Below are 22929 nucleotides of genomic sequence, written 5' to 3' on the forward strand. Positions count from 1 at the left end.
GAGCGATTAACGACTAACGATACTTCTAAAAAAGTATCATCGAACGGTAACGTGTCGCAAACCGAAAAAATATCGTATTTTACAGTCAATGATAATGATTCTCCGCTTACTCCGCGTCCGGCAATGGGTAAAAAACTTGCTGGTGTTCGCCCCGCTATTCTTCGCGCAGAAATTTACCAGCGCGGAGGAGTGGCAACGCTCAGGGCTTGCCTTTCTTGCATTCTGCTTCACCGCCAGTGCGATTTACATCTTTAACGATATTCGTGATATCGAAGACGACCGCCAGCACCCGGTAAAAAAACATCGTCCCATTGCTGCCGGTCAAATTTCTTCCGCGAGCGCTTTGCTCATCGCCATTTTACTGATGGCCAGCGGCTTCGGTGTTGGATACTTATTGAATATGACCGCTTTGGTTGTATTGGTAGGTTATGCCGGTGTCATGATTTTCTATAGCATCTGGTGGAAACATATTCAACTGCTTGATGTCTTAATCATTGCCGGTGGAATAACATCGCGGGCGATATTGGGTGCCGATGCCATCGAAGTCGAGATCTCGCATTGGTTATTGGTGTGTACATTCTTAATCGCACTGATGCTCGCCTTGACAAAACGACGGCAGGAGCTTGCCCGGTACGTCGAGAAGAATGAACACACCCGGAGGAGTTTGGAAAATGCGCCGCCGCTTGCTGCGTGGGATCATTGGATTGCCGCTGTCGGTGGAATAACAATTTTAGCATACACTCTTTATACCGTCGATAGAGCCACCATCGAAAACATCGGGTCGATAAAATTACTCTATACCGTTCCAATTGTCGCCTTCGCAATATTCCGGTATCAACTCATCGTGTACACAAAGCAACAAGGGGAAGACCCCACCGAAACGCTGTTAGGCGATAAAGCAATTTTAATCGCCATCGCAATTTGGTTTGCCGGTGTTTTAACGATTCTGATGAGTAAAGGAGCATCGCTTTGATCGACGCCCCTACTGTGAGGCAGCAGTTGATTGCGGGATGGGGGGTGTTTCCCCACGGCGATGCATATGTATATACACCGCGCTCCCTTCCCGATTTACAACAGTTCATCCAATCCCGTCCGGCGAATCGGAAGATTCTCGCCTTTGGCAGCAGCCGAAGCTATGGCGACGCCGGGTTTTGTTCCAACGAATATGCCTTGTCGATGCGCGGTTTATCCTTAGTACACCAATTCGATAAAACGACTGGAACAATTGTTGTCGAGGCGGGCATCACCCTCGAAGAAATCATCGCTGTCGCACTGCCGCACGGTTGGTTTCTACCGGTAACTCCCGGTACCCGTTTTCCGACGCTGGGCGGTTGTCTCGCCGCTGATGTACATGGCAAAAATCATCATCAAGCCGGTACGATCTCAAACTATATCGATTGGTTCGACATTGTTCTTGCCGATGGAACGCCCCGGCATTGCTCCCGCACCGAGAATGCGGACTTATTCTGCGCCACCGCCGGGGGAATGGGTCTCACCGGAGTCGTATACCGGATACAGCTCCGGTTGGTTCCTGTCGAAACTTCATTCATTACCGCCGAATATTATCGCACAGCAAATCTGTCGGAAACAATGGCAGTCTTGGCGGCGAATGATCAAGAGTGGAACTTTACGGTTGCGTGGGTCGATTGTATTGCCAACGGTAAAAAAATAGGACGTTCCGAAGTGAGTCTTGGCAGGCATGCGTTGTTATCTGAATTGCCGCAGTCATTGCGAGCGCATCCGTTACAAATCGATGAAAAGCCGCCGTTCACCTTCCCGTTCCAACCGCCGTTTTCCTTAGTTAACAATTTCACCGGTGAGTTGTTCAATACAGCGTTTTACTACAAATCCGGTCCGAGTAAGAAGCATCGGAAGGTTGTTCCATACAATAGTTTCTTCTACCCACTCGACATCATGCATCATTGGAATCGAGTGTACGGACCGCAGGGCTTGGTGCAATATCAGATTTTAGTACCGTTTGCCGATTGCGAGGCGGTTATTGCGGAGGTGTTGCGTCACTGTATCAAGAGAAAACACCCTTCGACGCTGGCGGTATTGAAACGCTGCGGCGAAGCGGCGGGATTACTTTCTTTCCCGAAGCCGGGATGGCTGATGGCGATGGACTTTCCCGTGACTGCTGGACTATTCGAGACTCTTGACGACTTGGATAAAATCGTTCTTGCAGCTGGCGGCAGAGAGTATCTTGCGAAAGATGTTCGGATGAAACCGGAGACGTTTCGAGCGATGTATCCTGAGTTGCCGGAATGGCAAGCGATCAAACGGAAGTATGATCCGGATGCGATATTTTGTTCCGATCAAGCAAAGCGGTTACAGTTATTGTGAGTATCGTAGGGGCGCGATTCATCGCGCCCGAAACGAGTTGGTAGCCGCGGGCTTTAGACCGTGCCCAAGGTCAACAGGTAGCCGCAGGCTTCAGCCTGCGCCGACACGGAACATCAAGAATCGCAGGCTAAAGCCTGCGGCTACCATTCGAGTCAAAGCTGTTTACAGAAGAAGTTTCTGTTTATCGAGATAAAACTATGGGCAACTGGTTATTGATTGGCGGTACCAGCGGGATAGCGATTCCCTTAGCGCGGGAATTGGTAAAACGCGGACACCGGTTGTATCTCACCGAACGGGAAAACGCGCTGGAACGTTGCCGGGAAGTAGCCAATGATCTCCAAATTCGCGCTGCGGTCGAAGTGATGGTCGGGAGGTTCGAGGCGATGGAACCGGATCGCCACGGTACGTTTATCGCGGAAGTAGAGAAGGCGTTCGGTGAACTTGATGGCGTAATTTGGGTGGCTGGCGTATTGCTTCCCCAAGCGGACATGGAACGCGATCCGGCATTGGCACAATTGCAACATGCGGTGAATTATACGGCAGCGATAACTGTACTCACTTCGGCGGCGAGTATAATGGCGGAACGGGGGCGGGGGATGATCGTCGGATTTTGTAGTCCAGCCGGTGACCGCATCCGGAAATCGAATTTCTTTTATGGGATCGATAAACAGGCGTTGGAAGGATTACTGGAAGGACTACGGTTACGGTTTGGCGAGCAAGGGATAAAAGTAGTAGTAGCAAAACCCGGTCCTACAGCAACGCCGATGACCGCAGGGCTCCCCAAACAACCACTATTGGCGCAACCGGAAGTTGTAGCGAAAGAAATTGCGAAAGCAATTGACAAGGGTTGCGAAGTCGTTTACGCACCAGGCATCTGGCGTTGGATTATGCTCATCATTCGCAACCTGCCCGAATTCATTTTCCGGAAATTGTCGATATAGTATTCGTACAAATGATAAAGATGTTTTCGGAAGAGATAATGATTAAATACTGTTGTTACCAGATTTTGAAAATGAACTGTCCAACACCTCGCGCATTTTTTGTAACAATGTCAATCGTGAAAATGGTTTATGAATGAAGTTGATGCTTTCGTCGATTAGCCCACGGTCGGCGATGATGTTCGATGTATAACCCGACATAAACAAGGTCTTAATGCCGGGTCGGAAAACTTCTACTTGTGTCTTTAACTCCTTGCCATTCATTGTCGGCATGACTACATCGGTAAGCATAAGATCAATCGGATGGTTATACTCCTGAACAAGCAACAAAGCTTCTACCGGATTATCGGCAGTAAGAGTTTTATAACCGTGTTCTTCCACGATAACTCTCACAACATTCAATACTGCTAACTCATCTTCTACAATCAAGATGGTCTCGGTACCAGTGAGAACAATTTTCTCCTCCTTTTTCGACTGGTCACCAACCTCACCGATAAACCGAGGGAAGTAAATCTTGAAAGTAGTACCAATACTCGGCTCACTGTAGACATGGATGACGCCTTCGTTCTGTTTAACGATGCCAAAGACCGTCGATAATCCCAGTCCGGTTCCTTTTCCCTCTTCCTTGGTGGTAAAAAACGGATCAAATACATTCTCTAATGTTTTTGCATCCATTCCGCAGCCGGTATCGCTCACGGCGAGCATCACATAGTCGCCGGGCGCAGCGCTTAATTCACGCCGTTTCACCGTTTCATCGAACGCAGTGTTTGCCATCTCAATGGTAATCGTTCCATTGCCGCTTATGGCATCTTTAGAATTAACAATCAAATTGGTAAGAACTTGCTCAATCTGGGTTGGATCGATCTGAATTTGCCATAGTTCACCGATGGAAATCACTTTTAATCGTATCTCTTCTCTGACCAATCGACTCAGCATTTTTTTTACACCGGCGACAACCTCATCGAGTTTGATTACTTTCGGAGTGGTGGTCTGTTTGCGTGAAAAAGCGAGCAATTGCTTTGTTAACTCGGCTGAACTAAGACCAGCTTTTCGGATCTCGTGCAGATAACTGTACATCGGATTATCCGATTTCATCATCGACATGATCAGTTCTGTGTAGCTGATGATGACACTGAGCATATTGTTAAAGTCGTGAGCAACGCCGCCCGCCAATCTTCCCACTGCTTCCATCTTGTGCGCCTGACGGAGTTCGGATTCGTAGTGTAAACGGTCTTTGTCGGCTTGCTTGCGCTCGCGGACATCGCTGATAATTGCGACAAATCCTGTCGTTTCGGTTCGACTTCTGCCAAACGGACCAATTGAGATATCACAAGGAATTAAATCACCACTTTTACAGAGCATCGGGACATCGTGATAGACAATTTTTTCACCGCTTGCAATCCGGGTAATGTTCTCTACAAAGGTCGGAAACTGGTCAGTAGGAATAATTGGCGGGGGTTTGCCGATCACCTCCGACTCCAACCAACCAAACAACGTTTCGGCTGCAAGATTCCAACGCGTAATGTTCCCTTGGGCATCGTGTGCTATGACAGGAAGTGGAGAAGAATCTAATACTGTCTGGAGATACTCTTTTGTATCTTGAATTTCCCGCTCCATTTTCTTGCGTTTGGTGACGTCGCGCTCGGTGGTGGCAATCGCGATGATTTTTCCCGTTTCATCCACCATTTTCGTTACACTTAACCAAACATCGAGGATGCGGCCATCTTTGGTAATCCGTTGTGTTTCATACGTGGAAATCGTTTCGCCTGCGACCAGCCGGTAGATAAACTCTTTTTGCTCCTCGACTCTATCGGGCGGGGCGAGGAGCCAAATGCTCATCTGCAGCGCTTCTTCCTCACTGTAACCATACATCCGCTCACCGCCACGGTTCCAAGCGGTAATCCTACCATCAGTGTCGTGTATTGTAATGGCATCATCGGAATCGATAACCGCGGTAGCGAAGCGGCTCATTTTCTCATCCAGATGTTTACGATTAGTAATGTCCCGGACGACTGCCAAAGACATCCAACCGTTCTTCGTTTCCACGCCGCTCGTAGTAATGCTTGCCGAAAATTTAGAGCCATCTTTCCGTGTGCCAATGTAATCTTCAATCAAACTTTTTGTGGGTAACTTCGCTTGGGAAAAGCGCTCTCCATGAAGCCATTGTGGGTTGGTTTTACTGGATGCGGAAAGCAACTCATCGAATGCCATCGTGAGAAGTTCTTGCCGTTTATAGCCGAAGAGGGTTTCAATCTGTTTGTTGGCGTTCGCAATATTACCAGCGACATCGACGACGAGAACGCCATCGGGAAGCGCTTCTAACAGATTCTTAATATCTCGCTCTGAACATTTGGATTTCATTGGTTTTCTCAAGGTCACGACAAAACAAAATCGTCAAATTGTTGTATAAACAAACCACCCAATAAGTGATACGTTACTCTTTATCCTTTTTATACAATCGAGCGCATTTACGGAAGATGTAAATCTATCTCACGGATGGGTTGCCACTGGCTATAGTCAGCGATAGAGTGAAAGTTGTAAAACGTGGTCTGAAGCCCGCGACTACCAATGCAAAGCGGATAAACAAGATTGTTTCATTGCTGGTTGTACCCGAAGCCGACGGAAGTGACAGATGTTAAGACAAGTGATGGTGTCAATAACGATCGGCTCCGTTGCGAGTAACATCCGTAAAAAACAAATCGGATTCGATGAGGATGTTCGGTAGAAAATCACTATCTTTCCTTCTACAACACAGGAAACTCGAGAATGTTTTATCGACAACACTGTGCTGTTTATTTAATATATATGTTTCACAGATATTCTTTTTATTTGTGGATTATATTTTTTGGGGGCTTGCGCTGCGTACCACTTAGAAAAGGAGTATCTCATGGACACGAAAAACATTGGCAAATTGGATCGCTATATCCGTTTCCTGCTTGCCGTTGGATTTGTCGGTTGGGCTGTTTTTGCAGCGAATTACTTCTGGTTGATTCCTGCGGTGCTGTTGCTGGCGACCGTCTATACCGGACGTTGCCTATTTTACAGTATGGCAAATATGTCTACCACCCCGGATTTGGCAGTACGGAAACATAAAGAGATGCGTTATCGTCCCGGTAAGTGATTATCGGTGTTCGGAAATCGGGATTCGGGGATCGGGAAACCGACAGTAGGGCAGACGCTCGGGGTCGCCTGTTTTTTCTGATGGATACTGCGTTATCGTCTACAAAAAAAGTGGACAGACAAGAGTGTCTGTCCTACGGATATTACACCTGTGGATTCTAACCTTTCATTTTCTCTGCCATTTCCTTACTGCTGACGACGGGATAATACTCAAAGTCTACCAAGTCGTTCCAGTGACTCGCCCATTCATCGAGCTGCCCGACATGCTCCGCTTCCATGAGTTGGTAGCAACGGCTGCCATCAGGTAACACCCAGCTATCGATGTAGATGACTCCCGCGGGCAACATGCGTCCGTTTGCGGCAAAGCGGTCGTAGATAGCCTGCGTTGAATTCGGTTTGTAGTGTTCGATAATCATAAACAGCATTCTTGTTTCCTTTTCCTATCTTCTCTAACCTAATCCTGCTTCGTGAATAATAATAGGTTCGGATCATACCCAATTTCCTGTAAACGGGTACGAATCGATTGCAATACCGTTGGTTCGATAGTCGCTGTCCGGGCAAGAATCCAAAGATACTTACGGTCGGGATCGCCAATTACGGCATACGAATAATCCGGCGCAAGATCGATAATCCAGTAGGTACCCCACACCATCGACATCCAACCCATCCACTCTGGAGCAAATCGGACTTCCAGTTTGGTGTTACTCCCGTTCGGGGTCTGTTTGCGGCCGACGCCACCCGCTTCTTTCCAATTGCCATCCGCGGTTTTACAGCGATTTACCACTTTAATTGTACCATCCGGTTGCAGTGAATACGTCGCAGTCGTATGGCTGGCACATTTCCGTTGAAACCAATTGTCGTACCGGGCGATTTCATACCAGACCCCCATGTACTTTGATAAATCAATTTCCGGGACGGTTGTTACCGGTTTCGGATCGGCGGCGAATCCGGTTATTGCTGAGAGTAAAAGCATAGCAATAGTTAATATAAACTTCAACTTCCTCCCTCCAATTCAAAGCAAGTTCAACTTGAGATGCTTGCAGCAAGTAATACGAAAATACAAAGCACACAATAGTATTGTAGGGATTACGCCTTTTTATTCGTTTGACGTCTCTCGAGATAGTATTATCGGAGCCCAAATGCGCATACATAAAGAGAATTGAGGCGTATTCGCTACGCCTCAATATTAAACAGAATTAAATGAAACAAGCGCCTACTTCACGAAAATCATGCGGCGGGTTGCAGTAAAACCGTTGCATTCGATTTGGTAGTGATAGACCCCCGATGCGAGTTTATGACCATCAAAAGCAAACGTGTGTAGTCCCGCCACCGCCTTGCGTTCGGAACGCTGTTCGACCATCCGCCCATTCATATCGTAGACTGCAAAATGAACGGTGCCCGGCTGTTTAATCGAATAGGAAATCGTTGTGGTCGCATTAAACGGATTGGGATAATTTTGCGCGAGCCACTCCTGCGGCACCGCTAAGGTTTCCTCTTCGGTTCCCGCACCAAACCAATTGAAAGACTGCTCCTCCGACCACTCTGACCATTTAAGATTGCGGTCGCGATAACGTACACGCCACCAATAGGTTGTGTTCGGCGTTAAGAGCGAGTCCACCCGTGCCAATTGTGACAAATCGATCCCGGCATTGCGGTCGATTGGTTGATACTCCGGCGCTCCGGTATCGTTGTAAATATTCTCGTAGTGTCGTAGTGAATTCACTAGCGGCGTCGAATAATTTCCCATGATAGAAGTGAGTTGGAATTGCGAACACTGAATCGAGTCGCTGCCGGAAAATGCCGATGCCATTAGCGTAACCGCACCGCCAAAACCGCCACTCGGCGCAATCGCTTGCGGTGTTGCCGGTGGTGTTCCATTACGGGAAAAATGCCAACGGTCGACCACCACGTTATTCAACGGAACATTACTGTTACCTAAACTATAGGTCGTTGCCTGATACGAATTGTTGGCGAGATCGACATCGACCAAGACATAATTGTAGTAATCGAGCGAACGCTGGATTTCCGGATAATCGGTTTGGTTGGTGTACATCCGCCACCGGTCGAGCGCGCCGCCCGCGCCGCCGCAGAGCAACGTCCGCAGGTTTCCCGCATCACGCAGTCCCCGTTCGTAATTATGCGAATGACCATTCGAGATCATCATCGCTTTCGGGGTGTTTTCCAGTAAGGGAATCACCGAATTCAATGTCCAATTCGTATTGCCATCGGGCCAAATTTCACTATGTCCGGGGTGATGAGTCGAAACAAAAATCATATCGATGGAGGTATCGGCTTGCGCCGTCGCCAAGCGATTGGTGAGCCACGTGAGTTGCGTATTCCCTTGCGTATTGCTATTGAGCGCAATAAACAATACTCGTCCTAATTGGAACGAATAGTACCGCTCCCCCTCGTAGCCGGCGAATGGATCATACTCCATATAGTTGTAGTAAGCCGGGGACTCGGTTTCATGATTTCCGATTGACACCATGAACGGAATCGATTGATTGAGTTGCCTGAACGGAACAAAATACTCGGTCTGGAACGTCCCGTAACTCAAACCATTGCCGACAATGTCCCCGCTATGCATCACGAGACTCACGCTATCGGCGTAGTTTGCCCCATATAACTGCAGTAGCGTCTCCCGCATCGCATTAGCGCCACGAGTACTCTGCGCGATGTTCGATTGCGAATCGCTGGTGAGCATAAACCGGAGGTGACCATCGCGTGAACCGTTGGGTGGTGGTGTGCGAAACGTCGTAACAGCGGTGGTCGCGGTATCGGTACGGCAGCGATAGTAGTAGGTCGTGTTTGGTGTTAATCCCGTTAGCCGGACATTATGCCAGAGCATACTGCCGATGGTTTGCGCGCTACCGGTTGCGCTTTGCCCTAATGCGGCAGTCGTGCCATACTCGACAATGGTGTTATTCGAGACACTTGAGTGCCAACCAATCGAAATCGCATTCGGAGTCGGCGTTTGCAAATACGGTGTCATGATGAGGGCGGGGTTAACAACGGTGTGTCCAAAACCGCCGATGGCAATCGCTTCGGTCGCATTGAGCGGGCGGTTGTAAAACATCACTTGTGCGACATCGATTGGGTTGTCTTCCTGATTCTCATCGGCAAAAAACAACACCTGATTTTGATTGGCATAGGGATAAATTGCAAACCGTCCATCGACCGTTTGCACGCCGCCATCTTGCAGGAGCTGTCCGTCTAAATAGTATTTATAACTCGTACCTAAATCGGCGGAGATAATTAGCCGATACCACTCATTTGGAGAAATCGCATACGAGGAATAGCCGGTAGCCGCAACGCCGATGGTGCCGTTGGGGTTGACAAACGCTTCCCCGTCATTGGTGTTAGCATAATTCGTTTGGAAAAAAGTGTACCACTGTCCAACCGAAGGAACGCGAAAATCGATAACGATAGAATATTCGTTGACCCAAGTGCCGCCGCCATTTGCGGGAATGTCGTGGAAGCAACGGTAGTAACTCCCGACCCCGATATTGACCGCGCCATTTCCTGTGGCAGGTCCAGCGATGGCTTGATTGGTTCCGACTAAAGTAAAGTCGCGTCCCGTCATCGCTTGCGTCAAATTCGCCGTATTGTCGAAGTTCCACCAACCGACGGGATTGAGCGGTGCGGTGAGCGGAGCCAATGTGAAACTCACCGTGTTTGTTCCAGTGACTAAAGTAACCGACTGTCGGTAATTCACGTATCCGATTTTTCGGATGAGGCAGGAATAGGTGCCGCCTCCAAGATTGGGAAAACTGTAGGAACCGTTGGTATCGGTTTGCGCGGAATCAGTCGCGCTAAAATAAACCCAAGCGCCGGACACCGTATTGCTGGTAAGGGAGTCGGTAACGAGTCCGGTTACGCTGGCGGCGACGGGTTGCGCCAATGCAATGAGAACGAAAAGCAATACAACGGAAACGATTCGTGTGACTGAGAGACGATAGAACGATAACAACTGCGGCATCTTGACCTCGCTGGTTTGGTGGTAGACGAGGGTAAAATACGAAATCGATGGGGAATTGACCAGAAGATTTATCGGAGTGAGAAAATTATTCGACCAACTCGGGTAATTCTAACCCACACCGTAGGTCAGACACTCCTGTCTGTCCACCCATCCCTCTATACACTCGACAGACAAGAGTGTCTGTCGTACATGAACTACGTACGTAAACTACTTATGCGTCGTGGATTGCTCCATCGCGTCGGTGACGTCGCTCAAGAGGGTAAGCCGGCCGCCATAGGTGCGGCGAAGATTCGCTTCGGTAAAAGTCTCTTCGACTGGCCCGTTGGCAAGCAACCGGAGATTGATCAATAAGACCCAATCGAAATATTCTTTTACGGTGTGGAGGTCGTGGTGGACGACAATCACCGTTTTCCCCTGATTCCGCAATTCTTGTAACAGTGTGACAATTGAGCGTTCGGTGGCGGCGTCGACGGCGGCAAACGGTTCGTCCATAAAATATAAATCGGCTTCCTGTGCGAGCGCGCGGGCAAGAAAAACCCGTTGTTGCTGTCCACCGGAAAGTTGTCCGATTTGACGGTCTTTGAATTCCGTGAGTCCCACTTTTTCGAGGGAAGCGAGCGCCAACTCCTTCTCAACTTTTCCCGGTCGTTTGAACCAACCGAGCTTTCCGTAGGTACCCATTGTGACGACATCGAGCGCAGTAGCGGGAAAATCCCAATCGACCGATTCGCGTTGCGGGACATAGCCGATCCGTTTCCGGACAGTCGGGTATGGTTGCCCGAAGAACTTCACCCACCCACTGGCGAGCGGCAGTAACCCTAGCGCGGCGCGAATGAGCGTCGTCTTTCCGGCGCCGTTCGGTCCGACAATCGCGGCGAGTTTCCCATCGGGAATCGTGAGATCGATATCCCACAGCACCCGCTTGCGGTGATACATCACCGACATATCATGGATTTCGAGGGGTGGTGTTTCCACTTACGTTATCTCCAGCTTATCCGGTACGTTGGACTTTACCTTCGGTGAGCCGCAAAGCGAATTACTGTCAAGCGGGCTTACACTACACCGTACGTTGGACATTCCTGTCCAACGGGCCAGACGAGTAAATGTAGTACTTATACTCCTCACCCTCTTTCACCAACCCGGCACGAATCGGATTCCACCAAATGTACTCAATTGTTTTGCCGTACTCGTCATCATTTCGAATGATTCTGTCCATATACTCTTGTAACCAGACACTACCATTTCGATTTCTACCGGCATTAATCATGCGAGAACTAGAGCCTTTAATGCCCTTCATAATTTGAGCCAAAGAATACCATTTTCCGTTAATGTCTTATAGTGGCATAAGCACCAAATGCACATGATTATACATGACCACACCAAAGTACAATTGGAAGTACTTCGCTGCTCCGGTTAGAATAACTGTTCGTATTAGCTCGCGCTCCGAGCATGAAAACTCTTTCAATACTGATGTAAAAGTGACAAAGTAGAGACTTCCACCCAATTCCCAATGTGGTAAGTGACCTCGGCGCTTGATTAGCTCATTCGGCGAGTATTCCTTCACCTGTTGTCCTAATGACTTGTCGTTTCACTTTATGCCCGTTGGACAAGAATGTCCAACGTACAGGAACAAACCTACAACTTAGTTTTAAGCCCGTTGGACAAGAATGTCCAACGTACGGGAACAAACCTACAACTTAGTTTTAAGCCCGTTGGACAGTTTAGTCCAACGTACGGCACTAAAACGTACTACTTCAAGGCATCGACGATAGTGTTGACGTTATGTCGCACCATCCCGAGGTAATTCCCTTCGGGGGTGTTTTGTGCGCCCATGGCATCGCTGAAAAGCTCCCCGCCGATTTTTACCGGATGACCTTTCTCCTGTGCGCCGCGCTGTACTGCCTCCATTGATTTTCGTGGTACCGACGATTCGACGAATAGCGCCGGGATTTTTTCGGCGACCACTTGATCGACCATCCGGGTAACATCCTGGAGACCATATTCACTCACGGTCGAGATTCCTTGTAGTCCAATCACTTTGACGCCATACCGTTTACCGAAATAGGAGAAGGCGTCGTGAGACGTGACCAATATCCGGCGTTCGGGCGGCAGCTCGGCAATTCGCGCGACTATCCATTGGTGCAATGAGTCGATTTCTGCCGCTGCCAGTTTTGCATTCGTTTCATACTCTGTTTTGTTGGCTGAGTCAAGTTTGGTTAAGGTTCCAGCGATTATAGGTAGTGAAAGCTTCCAGATCACCGGATCGAACCAGATGTGGGGGTCGTGAACCCCATTACCCCGATCGATGAGTTCACTAACGGGAACCGATTCCCCCAATGGTACCGATGGTTTTGCCTCTTGTAGACGCTTAAACACCTCAACCATTTTCCCTTCGAGGTGGAGTCCGCTATAGAAGACTGCGCGCGCGCTTCGGAGGCGGTTCAAGTCCCCTTCGGTTGGTTTATAGAGGTGGGGATCAACCCCAGGTCCCATTAATGCTTCGACTTGGAAGTGATCCCCGGCAACCCGTTGCACGAGATCGGCGACCATTCCGGTCGTTGCCACCAGCTTTTTTGCATCGCCAGTTGTTGGTTTACCACATCCCAATAGCAAGCCAACGCCAAGCAGAAAGCCAAGAAGCCATCCGCGCCCCCATTTCTTCGCGAGTGTGCTCATCTCTCCTCGTTGCTTTTTGTGTGAAGTCGGGAATTTCCAATGCGAGGCATTGAAAAGCAATCTCTAACTTGTTTACATTCCATTCACAATAACATACGAACTTCTCTTGGTTGGTCTTGGAAAGGAATAACTTTAGCATGTCAGCACCTGAGCACGGCGGCAAAACGACCGTGTTTATCCTGCCCGGTCTATTAGGGACTGTTGCGAGCGACTGGGCGCCCCATTGGGAGCAGATTCGCAACGCCGGTTACGAACCGGTTGGCGTCGATTGGCCCGGACACGGAACCGATTCCTCCCATCTCGATCATTTTACGATCGCCGGACTCGTGGAGCACGTGTTAGCCAAGATGGATACAGTAGAGACGAACCCCTGTTTACTATGGGGTTACAGTTTAGGCGGCTACATCGGACTCGAAGTCGAGCGGCAACAGCCCGGGCGGTTGAGTGGTCTCTGGATGCATGCGACAAAATTCTATTGGACGGACGATGAGATTGCTGCGTTTCGAGAGCAGTTCGATCCTGAGACGATGCCAGCGAAATATCGGGAGACGTTGCAGAAAATTCACGGTGAGCGTTGGGAGGAGTTGTTGACAGCTAATATCGCACTCTTCGACGAAATTGTCGACAATGGTTTGACTGACGACGATTTGGAGATAATCCGAATGCCGGTTTTGGTCACGACTGGCGATCAAGACGATTTGGTGAAAAGCGATGAAGTCGAACAACTTGCCGATATCTTGATGAATGGCGAACTATCGATCCTTTCCGGGGTGAGACATCCGTTGCATTCGAGTCGTTCTTCTCTAATTCTACCCGCCGGTATCGAATTCAGCGACCGTGTCCTCGGCTGACCTCTTTCCCGACGCCGTCGATCCCGACGAATTAGCGAAACGCGTGATACCGTTGCCGGGCGATGCTTTGCCCGGCATCGACGAAGCAGCATCCCCCTTTCTGATCGCCCTTTGTCAACGTTATCATGTTGGTGTCGAATTAGGTTTCTACCACACCACCAATTTTAAAATTGGTCGTTCGATTTACCTTGATCGGAATCTCTCGCCGGAACGGCAAAACTTCTCCTTTTGTCATGAACTTGCTCATTTACTACTCGAACACGATAACGAAACCCACCCTTCGCAGGAAGAGGAGTTTCTCGCCAATCAATTGGCAGCACGTTTGCTATTACCCGACGCAACTTTTGGACTTGACGCCAAGTCGTTGCCACTGGCGGCGCTAAAGGAAAAATATCCTTACGCATCGTGGGAGGCGATTCTCCGCCGCAAACTCCAATTTCGGCATGGCGTCGGAACGATAGTCGATGAAGGGAAAATCACCTTTCGCGGCGCATCTCCGAGTATCGCGTTTCCCCACCATCCGTCACCGAACGAATGGGGTATCATCCGCGATGCCTTCAACGAAGCATGTTCACTCTTTCGAGAGCAGGATGGACTTACCATGACTGCCGATTATGTCGATACAGGGAGTGGTGTGCGGCGGGTGCTCCTCTGGACAGAGTGGGAGGAATTGTAGTCAAAGAACGATAAATACGAAAGCATAATATTATAAGCGGCTATAATAACAACCCTTTATTTGTGATTTCTGTCAATCGGATTTCTTGAAAACGATTACCCAACTCCTCTGAATCCTGTGCTCGGTTGTTTATATTAAAAACATACTTATCGGTAAGGAGCCGACCATGCGTACCCGAATTGTTGCGCTGTTTTGTCTGTTGCTTCCCGCACTGCTCCATGCTATTCCCGATCATAGTTTTGCTAAAGACCGCATCTGGATAAAACTATCCGAAAGCTTTTCGCAAACGGCGAACCGCGCTGGTGATGGCACGTTTACTATACCTACCGGTTCGTTCGCTTTAGATGCGTTTATGGCGCGGGAAGGCATCGAGAAACTGGATCCACTCTTTCCGTTTAGTAAAGTCACCCAAAGCGATCCACTCTTCTACAAACATAATCTCCATCGCCACTATCGCATCCAATTCAAAAAAGTGTTTTCGTTATCTGAATTGGAGAGTTTAGCGAAACGCGCGGCGACGCTTTCGGAAATCGTCGAAGCGGCACCCATTCCCGTATATAAACCATGCTGGACTCCCAACGATTGGTCGATAAACGATATGTGGGGACTTGCGGCGATGAATGTCGATGAGGCATGGGATCATGGTCGCACGACCGATAGCGATTTCATTGCTGTTACCCTCGATACCGGAGTGGATTATGATCACGAAGACTTAACCGACAATGTGGTTGCCAATTCGGTAGAAGACTGGAACCGGAATGGAAGGTGGGATAGCTCGTGGTGGCTGCCTGACCATCAAGGCGGCGATAGGAATTTACTCGACGATGATAACAATGGATACATTGACGACGTCATGGGATGGGATTTTGTTAATGTCACGATGAGTTCCCAGTCACGGATAAATGGCGAAGATTATGATGATTCCGATAACGAGCCGTACGATTTTCATGGACATGGTACGCACGTCGCTGGAACGCTTGCCGCGCGGACGAACAATTCACGCGGTGTCCCCTCAGCTTCCCGTAACATCAAGATGATTCCTCTTCGCGTCGGTTGTGCGTATATCAATTCGAATAACGATACCACTTCCGGCCTCTACTCCGATTATGCTGCCTCAGCTATCCATTATGCCCATAATCGCGGAGCAAGAGTAATCAGCATGAGCTTTGGCGGTTACAACACGAATAACGCATTAGAAGATGCAATTAATTGGGCGACCGATCATGGAGCATTGTGTTTCGCCGCAGCAGGTAACGATGACACATCAGCAGTGGTTTATCCAGCTCGTCATGCAAATAGCATTTGTGTAGGAGCTTCAGATCGCAACTACACCAAGGCGGGCTTTTCCAGTTACGGTCCGGATGTCGATGTTTCCGCACCGGGTACCGGTATATGGTCGACGATGGTGAATAATGCGCTTCACCCGACGAATTACATCTCATGGCAGGGTACGTCAATGGCGGCGCCCAACGCGGCGGCGGTCGCATCATGGTTGTGGACGATTTACCCACAGAAATCCAATCAGGAGATTCGCTGGGCGTTAACACACGGGGTACGATTGTTTCCCGATTCGTTGCAAATGGGTTCGGGCGTCGTTACGATGGATACGTCGTTCTACTTGTTGGCGAAACCACTGCGGGTATTCTGGAAGGAAGGAGATAAACTATACATCGGTGATACTGCCGGAATCCGCATTCGAACATTAGAGTCGAATCCCAATCGCCAGTACCGGTTTGAAATCAAACGGGCGATGAACAATTGGCAATGGGAAACCCTGCAGCAAGCGGCAATCGGATCGCTCAGCGGCTTTTCGATAGCGTATCCAGTGACATACCCAACCGACGTGGTGATGTTCCGGATTTCCTTTGTTGACGATCCCGCTGTCGTCGATTCAACTTTTCCGCTGATTGAAGTGGCTCGACCGGCGCAGATTTTATCTAACTTCAATAGCGTTTATTGGATTGGAGATGGTCCAATAATCGGATCGGAATTACGGCGTCCTTACTCAGATGAATATCACTTCCAGTTAACTCATAATTATGGCGCAGCCAATACAATTTGGACGGACATCCATCGCGATTATAATCACGAGTATTTTCGTTGGGACCCCACTTATCCGCTGACCGATAGTGGGCGTGTTCGTGTTATCATTCCTACTATTCCCGGGGTCGGAGATACCTGCAACCGGACGTTTATGATCCGTCCATACAATCATGTTTTTTGGCCAAATAGCGGTTCCTTCCGGTTTGGCGAAACCATCGATCTGACATGGGAATCGCCGCAAACCCATTTGGTGAGAATTCAACTAAACCGTGCATTTCCTGATACGAACGGATGGGTAACCGTTGCCGATAGTTTGGTCGATACCGGACATTACGATTTTGTTGTAACACCGCTGCACAGTACTACTGCCCGATTCCGGATTTTGAATCAGGACAACTTGACTTTGGGTGATACCACCGACAACAACTTAATTTTTTCCGACGACCGGGTATTATTATCGCCGAATGGTGGTGAATTCTGGCGGATTGGCGCGTCACAAGAGATTCGCTGGGGTTCCTATCTACCGGTTGAGAATCAGTATGCTTCGATTTATCTCAATCGAAATTATCCAACCGGAGCATGGGAATCGATTGCCCACGTTCAAAACTCCGGTAGTACCAATTGGACAGTTACGGGACCCGCAACCACCAATGCCCGCATCAAAATCATGAATGCGGCAACGATGCGGGGCGATACTTCCGATGCGTCGTTTGTTATTCGCAATAGCAGTTTCCAATTGACCGACCCGCAAAACGGAGCTGCGTGGTATATCGGCGGTTGGGGCGGCGTTCGATGGACAACTTTAAGCGCCAGCGAAGGTGCGGTGCGGATTCAACTGAATCGCAACTATCCTTCGCAATTTTGGGAAACGATTATCGATAGCACTGCCGACGATGGTTACGATTCCTGGTCGGTAAGTGGTACCACCGGCAGCAATATGCGGGTGCGAATTCGTAGTCGCAGCGATACATTGAATTGCGACACCCTTCCCCACAATTTTTCCATTCTACAAGGCTGGCCAATGGTCTATCCCAACGGATTTGAAACATGGTATGTCGACTCAACCTATCAAATCCATTGGGGGACTTACAGCGGTCTCGGCACGGTACATCTCGATCTGAATCGTAATTATCCGACTGGAACATGGGAACGGTTGTTTGCCGCGACTGCAAATGACGGATATCAAAATTGGCAGGTAACGGGTGCGATAACGGATCATGCGCGAATGCGGGTGATGGTTACCTCGAATCCCTTTCCCGGGGATACCTCCGATTTCGATTTTGCAATTCGGGGATTCTCGCGAATCTCGGTTGCAGACACGCTCGACTTAGGGGCAGGTGCGATTGGTGCGAATGTTACCCGCGCGCTTTGGGTGAAAAATGTTGGTGCGGATACCCTGCGCATCGATTCGGTACGTTGGACGGGCACATATTCCGTGATGTCTCCCTATTCCCGGATTGCACCGGGTGATAGCGCGCAGTTTGTCATTACGTGGCAGGTAGCGACGACCGGTCAGATTAACACCTTCCGGATTTATCATAATTCACCGTCGGACCCGAATCCCTACAATGTGATTTTGAAAGGGGACTGGTATCGCTCCTTCCCCTATTGGGAAACCTTTAGCGATAACAACGGTGCGCCACTTGGATGGACGACCCAGAACCCCGATAACCGGCTCGGCTGGGCATCGATGTTGGATAACGGAAACTACAGCCGGTTCATGCCGAATGCCGCCTACAACTATCCCGGCGAACGCGATTACTTGATTTCTCCCCGCCTAAATTCAGGTGGGGTGGTGTATCCGGCAATGCAATTCGACGTGAGTTACGGACCATCGTCAAATCACGATTCACTGCGGGTTGAGTGTTCCATCGACAACGGTGTAACCTATCCCTATTTGCTGTTCTATAGCGGCGGTGAACAATTGCGGACACGCACGACGCCGCTTATTCCCGATACGTGGATGACCTTCTCTGCGACGTTCCCGCAAGCCGCCTATTTTTGTAATTCGGTGCGGGTGCGGTTTGTGTCAATTTCCTATCATGGCGACGATTTATATATCGATAACGTTGTGTTCCGGGAAGGGCTCCCTCAATTGACTATTTCGCCGCGTTATCTCGATTTCGGTAGTGTGGTGCGCGGACAACCGGGTAGCCGACAGCTTTGGTTCAAAAATCCCGGCAATGCAAATTTACACGTTACCGGAATTACGTTGCCGATTGGTGTCACCACCGCGCTGCAGGATTTTGCCGTAGTGATGAATGACTCGATTCCGATAACCATCAATTGGTTGCCGCAAACCGAGACCGTGTTGTGGGATTCGTTGACGATTATCTCCAATGCAGGGAATTCACCTCGGATTACGATACCAGTGGTGGGATTGTCGGTGATGCCGCTGGATGCAATCCAACCGGCGGGAACATTGCAAGCCGCCGCGACCGTTCCCGGCGTCACTTTAACGTGGAATGCATCGCCATCAGAAGTATCCGGGTATCATATTTATCGCAGCGATTCACTCCCATTTTTTACACCGCCCGAAGGAAATCTGTTGGGGGTTACGTCCGCCGCGACATTGCGTTATCGTGACAGCACATTCTCGCAAAAAGCCTACTACCGTGTATCGGCATTTCTTCGCTCAGAGTTCTCTACTTTCACCGGGGACGATGCTCTCAACGAACATGGGTTTGCCGTCGTAGAAACTCCCGAGCGGAAAGCGATACTATCCGGTACCGACCGATTTTGGGCGACGGGTCGACGCGGGTTACTCACGAAATACGCGCAATCCGGCGCCGCGCTTTCTACTCAATATTTTACTACGCCGGCTCATGTCAACAACATCGTGCAATTTTGCGCAGGAACTCTTGTAATCACTGGCTATCAAGGCAACGGCGCTGCGCTGATTGCAATGATGCTCGATTCCAATGGCAGTCAACAATGGACGGCGACCAAACCGCTGTCGTTGGTTTCTTACTTCTATCGTACCGGAGCGGTGCGAACGTTCGATAACGGTTTATTGATGGTAGGCGGTAGCCGGAATGGACTGCCGAATGCCGACTTGTTGCTTTGGAAAGTGGATCGTAACGGCGCCGATGTATGGACCCGTACTCATGCGATTACCGCGAGCGACGATGACCATGGCGTATGTGTCGCTCCAGCAATCGATCAAGGGTGGTTGGTAGGCGGCGGTTCCTATAGCGCGGGGAGTTGGCTGGTGCGGATCGATGATGCCGGTAATCGCACCTGGACCCGATTCTACGGCGGTGGCGCAGTTTCCCACTTCCAATGTGTCCTTCCCGAAAGCGATGGCGGTGCGGCGCTGTTTGGCTACACGACAGCGTTGGGAGCGGCAAATGGCGATGCGTGGCTCGTGCGGGTAAATGCGGTCGGCGATACGCTCTTTACCCGGACGTTTAACCGCGGCGGTAATGAATATTGCCCGGCGGCAGTGAAGACGATTGACGGGGGGTATGTCTTCCTGATTGCAAACTCCTATGAAAACACCAATGGCGATATCAGGTTGGTAAAGATAAATGCAAGTGGTGTGATACAATGGGAACGCACGTTCGATAGCGGTGGCGACGATAACGGGCGAGCTTTGACATTGTGTGCCGATGGCGGCTTTTTAATCGGTGGAGCGAATCGTTCCAACTCGACAACGCAATCCGGCAATGCGTGGATTATACGTACTGACGCCAGCGGTTTCGTTATCATGCAATAGATCGTGGGTGATGGGGGATGGGAAAAGATGGTGAAAGGTGTAGGGTGTAAGGTGTTGGGGGATGGGCAGGGGCGGCACAGAAAACGTCCGCTCGTAATGGGTAGGGACTGAGGGTTCCAGTCCGGTTAAAAACAAAAGGGCGAACACGAGGTTCGCCCTTACTCACGGGCGGCTGCTTGCCGCCCCTACTGGAGGTTAGTCAACCCACCTTGCGGCTCGCCGCAGGTAATCCTGCCTGACAGGGGTACGGACAGGTCTCCAGACCTGTTAAATAAAAAGGCGACCCAAAGGGTCTTGCCCCAACCAAACGGGCTTGGGGAAGCCCGTAACCACCTCCCCAACACCCCAACACTGATAACCCATTACTCATCCCCCATTGCCCATTACCCATTACCCAACCCTCAATTCTTGTGTTCGGAGAGAATTTGTAGTAAATAGTCTGGATATCTTTGTACATTCCGCAAGAAGAGTATGCTGAAATTTGGCGGTCCCCCTGCCGATTCCGAGGGGAAACATTATCAATTGTTATGGGTGCCCCCCGATCACCGCGAGCCAGTTTCGCTCACGATGTCGGTAATCGGTTGGCGCTGGATTCGCATCGCTATCGTAATGTTGGCAGTGATGCTCATTGGGATGGTAATCACTTGGGGTGTTTTTCTCCGGCAAGCACTTTCCTACGACCGGTTAGTACAGGAAAACAAATCGCTCAAAGTGAGTGTCGTGAAACTGGACGAAATGCGGATGCAATTGGAATCGCTCCAGATTCTCGACGATCAGGTGCGGCGAGCATTAGGAAGCCGCCCCGGATTGACAGCGGAAGACCGCGCCTTGTTGCGGGAGCGTTACCGTTCCAAGCAGTTTTCCAGCAGTTCCCGTTCCGGACAAGAATTATCCGATGTAACGTTTTTACCGACATTGATGCCGACGGTTGGGTTGGTTTCACGACATTTTACCAATTCACCGTTTGCGGGCAATGAGGGACATCGTGGAATCGACATTGCCTCGGCGAGTGGTACACCAATTATTGCCGCGGCAAGCGGTACCGTGCTTTTCAGCGGGTGGACACAACAGTATGGGAATACGTTACTTGTGGGACACCCCTCCGGGTACACCACGATGTATGGTCATGCCCAAATGTTTTTTTGGAATGCGGGCGATATCGTTCGACAAGGCGAACCGATTGGATTGGTCGGTTCGACTGGAAAATCGACCGGGCCGCATTTACATTTCGAGGTTTGGAAAGAAAATTCTGTGATCGATCCGATGACGATGATCTCGGAGAATCGGTTTACCGCAAACAAGCGGTAGGAGGAGTTATGTTGACACGCGGCGGAACGACATCAACCGGAACAGAAATCGCAACGGTGATTGGCGCTGAAACATTAATCGAAGGGAACATCACAGTTCCTCATTCGATGCGGCTCGATGGTCGCGTCCACGGACAAGTGAATGTTACCGAGACTTTGACGGTTGGTCCGAACGGCACGGTCGAGGGAAATGTTCAAGTAAAATCGGTAATTGTCGGTGGTAAAGTCATCGGCTCGGTGAGTGCATCGGATAAAATTACCCTGAACAGTACCGCGGCGATGAATGGCGATTTAGTGTGTGCTAAACTGGTAATTGAAGAAGGGGCGGTATTCGAGGGGATGTCGCGGATGGGTACCGGAAAGCTGCCGCTCATGATGCCGCAAGCGGAACCGCGGAGTGATGCAACGAAACCGAATACCAGCGAAGGTGCGCAACAACCGGAAGTACCGCGCTGGGCGGATCGCAAAAGATAGGCAGGAATTCGGAACTCGGGGTTCGGGGTTCAAATTTACTCACCGATTCCCGAATTCCGATATCCGATCCCCGAGATGTTAGACCGCGATAGCGTAAAGGCATGGGCAGCCATCGGTGAATACTCATCGCTGGGGATTCAGATGGTGGGTACTATCGCGGTGTGTGCCGGACTGGGGTGGTATATGGATCGCGCTTGGAACACAAAACCGTGGGGGTTGCTTCTCGGAGCACTGTTCGGAGCGACGGGGGGAATGATCGCATTCATCCGGGCGGTACTCAAAGCCAATCGCGACACCGAACGAAGTGACCTCGAAAAGAATCATAAGTAAGCGTATTTTTATCGATGGATTTGTTGTTGCGGGAATTGCACTTAGGCAATCGACCTCTTACATTAGCGACTTTGGAATGCCGGTGAAATCACTATTCCGATGGTTTTTTTTGATCGCACTCGCGCTCTATTTCACATACTATCTGCCACCGGCAGGCATGGTAGGCGCGAAATATTTCTTAGCCGTGATTACTGCGATTGGTACCGGTTTGGCGGGATTCATCCAGCTCCGTGTTGCAAAAAATAGCAACGGCCAACCGATGAAAGCGGTCGCCATCGGCGGCGGGATTCGCATCTTATTTGTGATTGCATTAGTGGTGGTCGCATTGACGAAGTTTCCCGAGAATGCCCGACTTGGCAATGTAATTGCGATTATGATGATGTACTTTGCGATACAGTTGGCGGAATTGCCGACGATTGTTAGAATTTTGAGTCAAGAACATTAAATGTGGTAGCCGCAGACTTCAGTCTGCGA

The 22929-nt window shown here is 49.8% G+C and carries 18 protein-coding genes; 11 read left to right on the forward strand and 7 right to left on the reverse strand.

All coding sequences use genetic code 11. The features are described from left to right. Window positions 1-94: 94 nt before the first annotated feature. The 3 genes from OEM52_00655 to OEM52_00665 all read left to right on the forward strand — a co-directional run bounded on the left by OEM52_00655 (window position 95) and on the right by OEM52_00665 (window position 3284). The gene (locus tag OEM52_00655) at window positions 95-973 is read left to right on the forward strand and encodes a decaprenyl-phosphate phosphoribosyltransferase (GenBank protein MDK9698646.1); all 879 of its coding nucleotides are present in this window, start codon (window positions 95-97) and stop codon (window positions 971-973) included. After that, the gene (locus tag OEM52_00660) at window positions 970-2343 is read left to right on the forward strand and encodes an FAD-binding oxidoreductase (GenBank protein MDK9698647.1); all 1374 of its coding nucleotides are present in this window, start codon (window positions 970-972) and stop codon (window positions 2341-2343) included. Before OEM52_00655 ends, OEM52_00660 begins: the two co-directional genes overlap by 4 nt. Window positions 2344-2540: 197 nt before the next feature. Next, entirely contained in the window at window positions 2541-3284 is a 744-nt protein-coding gene (locus OEM52_00665) for an SDR family NAD(P)-dependent oxidoreductase (GenBank protein ID MDK9698648.1), read from the forward strand. 42 nt (window positions 3285-3326) lie between these two features. Here OEM52_00665 and OEM52_00670 read toward each other — a convergent pair whose 3' ends face one another. Further along, window positions 3327-5642, reverse strand: a complete 2316-nt coding sequence (locus OEM52_00670) for a PAS domain S-box protein (protein MDK9698649.1) — start codon at window positions 5640-5642, stop codon at window positions 3327-3329. Between the two features lie 526 nt (window positions 5643-6168). On the opposite strand from OEM52_00670, the gene OEM52_00675 reads away from it, so the two are divergent. Then, window positions 6169-6402, forward strand: coding sequence for a DUF2892 domain-containing protein (locus OEM52_00675; GenBank protein ID MDK9698650.1), 234 nt, complete (start codon window positions 6169-6171; stop codon window positions 6400-6402). Window positions 6403-6559: 157 nt separating this feature from the next. Here the strand turns inward: OEM52_00675 and OEM52_00680 are convergent, their stop codons facing one another. The 6 genes from OEM52_00680 to OEM52_00705 form a co-directional block, all read right to left on the reverse strand. Continuing rightward, on the reverse strand, window positions 6560-6826 hold the full coding sequence (locus OEM52_00680) for a DUF3303 domain-containing protein (protein MDK9698651.1): 267 nt from the start codon (window positions 6824-6826) through the stop codon (window positions 6560-6562). Window positions 6827-6855: 29 nt separating this feature from the next. Further along, entirely contained in the window at window positions 6856-7398 is a 543-nt protein-coding gene (locus OEM52_00685; protein ID MDK9698652.1) for a lipocalin family protein, read from the reverse strand. 216 nt (window positions 7399-7614) lie between these two features. Continuing rightward, complete coding sequence (locus OEM52_00690; protein MDK9698653.1) at window positions 7615-10380, reverse strand: fibronectin type III domain-containing protein; 2766 nt, start codon at window positions 10378-10380, stop codon at window positions 7615-7617. 207 nt (window positions 10381-10587) lie between these two features. Further along, entirely contained in the window at window positions 10588-11325 is a 738-nt protein-coding gene (locus OEM52_00695) for a metal ABC transporter ATP-binding protein (GenBank protein ID MDK9698654.1), read from the reverse strand. 112 nt (window positions 11326-11437) lie between these two features. Then, a complete protein-coding gene (locus OEM52_00700) occupies window positions 11438-11596 on the reverse strand; it encodes a hypothetical protein (GenBank protein MDK9698655.1) in 159 nt (52 codons plus the stop codon). Window positions 11597-12129: 533 nt separating this feature from the next. Next, window positions 12130-13056, reverse strand: coding sequence for a zinc ABC transporter substrate-binding protein (locus tag OEM52_00705; protein MDK9698656.1), 927 nt, complete (start codon window positions 13054-13056; stop codon window positions 12130-12132). A gap of 137 nt (window positions 13057-13193) precedes the next feature. Here OEM52_00705 and OEM52_00710 point away from each other — a divergent pair, with 137 nt between their 5' ends. The 7 genes from OEM52_00710 (at window position 13194) to OEM52_00740 (ending at window position 22900) form a co-directional block, all read left to right on the forward strand. Continuing rightward, window positions 13194-13907, forward strand: a complete 714-nt coding sequence (locus tag OEM52_00710) for an alpha/beta hydrolase (GenBank protein MDK9698657.1) — start codon at window positions 13194-13196, stop codon at window positions 13905-13907. Further along, window positions 13894-14583 carry an ImmA/IrrE family metallo-endopeptidase gene (locus OEM52_00715; GenBank protein ID MDK9698658.1) on the forward strand — a complete coding sequence of 230 codons (690 nt, stop codon included), beginning with the start codon at window positions 13894-13896 and terminating at the stop codon, window positions 14581-14583. The genes OEM52_00710 and OEM52_00715 overlap by 14 nt, the downstream gene beginning before the upstream one ends. A gap of 166 nt (window positions 14584-14749) precedes the next feature. Beyond that, the gene (locus OEM52_00720; protein MDK9698659.1) at window positions 14750-20344 is read left to right on the forward strand and encodes a S8 family serine peptidase; all 5595 of its coding nucleotides are present in this window, start codon (window positions 14750-14752) and stop codon (window positions 20342-20344) included. A 471-nt stretch (window positions 20345-20815) separates the two neighbouring features. Then, window positions 20816-21652 carry a M23 family metallopeptidase gene (locus OEM52_00725; protein MDK9698660.1) on the forward strand — a complete coding sequence of 279 codons (837 nt, stop codon included), beginning with the start codon at window positions 20816-20818 and terminating at the stop codon, window positions 21650-21652. Window positions 21653-21660: 8 nt separating this feature from the next. Further along, window positions 21661-22125 (forward strand): polymer-forming cytoskeletal protein, encoded by a 465-nt coding sequence (locus tag OEM52_00730; protein ID MDK9698661.1) that lies wholly within the window; start codon window positions 21661-21663, stop codon window positions 22123-22125. A 75-nt stretch (window positions 22126-22200) separates the two neighbouring features. Continuing rightward, window positions 22201-22455 (forward strand): AtpZ/AtpI family protein, encoded by a 255-nt coding sequence (locus OEM52_00735; protein ID MDK9698662.1) that lies wholly within the window; start codon window positions 22201-22203, stop codon window positions 22453-22455. Between the two features lie 82 nt (window positions 22456-22537). After that, the gene (locus OEM52_00740; protein MDK9698663.1) at window positions 22538-22900 is read left to right on the forward strand and encodes a hypothetical protein; all 363 of its coding nucleotides are present in this window, start codon (window positions 22538-22540) and stop codon (window positions 22898-22900) included. The last annotated feature ends 29 nt before the right edge of the window (window positions 22901-22929 follow it).

It is taken from the genome of bacterium (assembly GCA_030247525.1).
Taxonomy (GTDB): domain Bacteria; phylum Electryoneota; class JAOADG01; order JAOADG01; family JAOADG01; genus JAOTSC01.

What these genes read in the sequence shown, in the direction of transcription:
- OEM52_00655 (MDK9698646.1), top strand. Translation starts at nt 95, where the DNA reads ATGATTCTCCGCTTACTCCGCGTCCGGCAATGGGTAAAAAACTTGCTG.
- OEM52_00665 (MDK9698648.1), top strand. Translation starts at nt 2,541, where the DNA reads ATGGGCAACTGGTTATTGATTGGCGGTACCAGCGGGATAGCGATTCCC.
- OEM52_00670 (MDK9698649.1), bottom strand. Translation starts at nt 5,642, where the DNA reads ATGAAATCCAAATGTTCAGAGCGAGATATTAAGAATCTGTTAGAAGCG.
- OEM52_00675 (MDK9698650.1), top strand. Translation starts at nt 6,169, where the DNA reads ATGGACACGAAAAACATTGGCAAATTGGATCGCTATATCCGTTTCCTG.
- OEM52_00680 (MDK9698651.1), bottom strand. Translation starts at nt 6,826, where the DNA reads ATGCTGTTTATGATTATCGAACACTACAAACCGAATTCAACGCAGGCT.
- OEM52_00690 (MDK9698653.1), bottom strand. Translation starts at nt 10,380, where the DNA reads ATGCCGCAGTTGTTATCGTTCTATCGTCTCTCAGTCACACGAATCGTT.
- OEM52_00695 (MDK9698654.1), bottom strand. Translation starts at nt 11,325, where the DNA reads ATGTCGGTGATGTATCACCGCAAGCGGGTGCTGTGGGATATCGATCTC.
- OEM52_00700 (MDK9698655.1), bottom strand. Translation starts at nt 11,596, where the DNA reads ATGGACAGAATCATTCGAAATGATGACGAGTACGGCAAAACAATTGAG.
- OEM52_00705 (MDK9698656.1), bottom strand. Translation starts at nt 13,056, where the DNA reads ATGAGCACACTCGCGAAGAAATGGGGGCGCGGATGGCTTCTTGGCTTT.
- OEM52_00710 (MDK9698657.1), top strand. Translation starts at nt 13,194, where the DNA reads ATGTCAGCACCTGAGCACGGCGGCAAAACGACCGTGTTTATCCTGCCC.
- OEM52_00720 (MDK9698659.1), top strand. Translation starts at nt 14,750, where the DNA reads ATGCGTACCCGAATTGTTGCGCTGTTTTGTCTGTTGCTTCCCGCACTG.
- OEM52_00725 (MDK9698660.1), top strand. Translation starts at nt 20,816, where the DNA reads ATGCTGAAATTTGGCGGTCCCCCTGCCGATTCCGAGGGGAAACATTAT.
- OEM52_00730 (MDK9698661.1), top strand. Translation starts at nt 21,661, where the DNA reads ATGTTGACACGCGGCGGAACGACATCAACCGGAACAGAAATCGCAACG.
- OEM52_00735 (MDK9698662.1), top strand. Translation starts at nt 22,201, where the DNA reads ATGTTAGACCGCGATAGCGTAAAGGCATGGGCAGCCATCGGTGAATAC.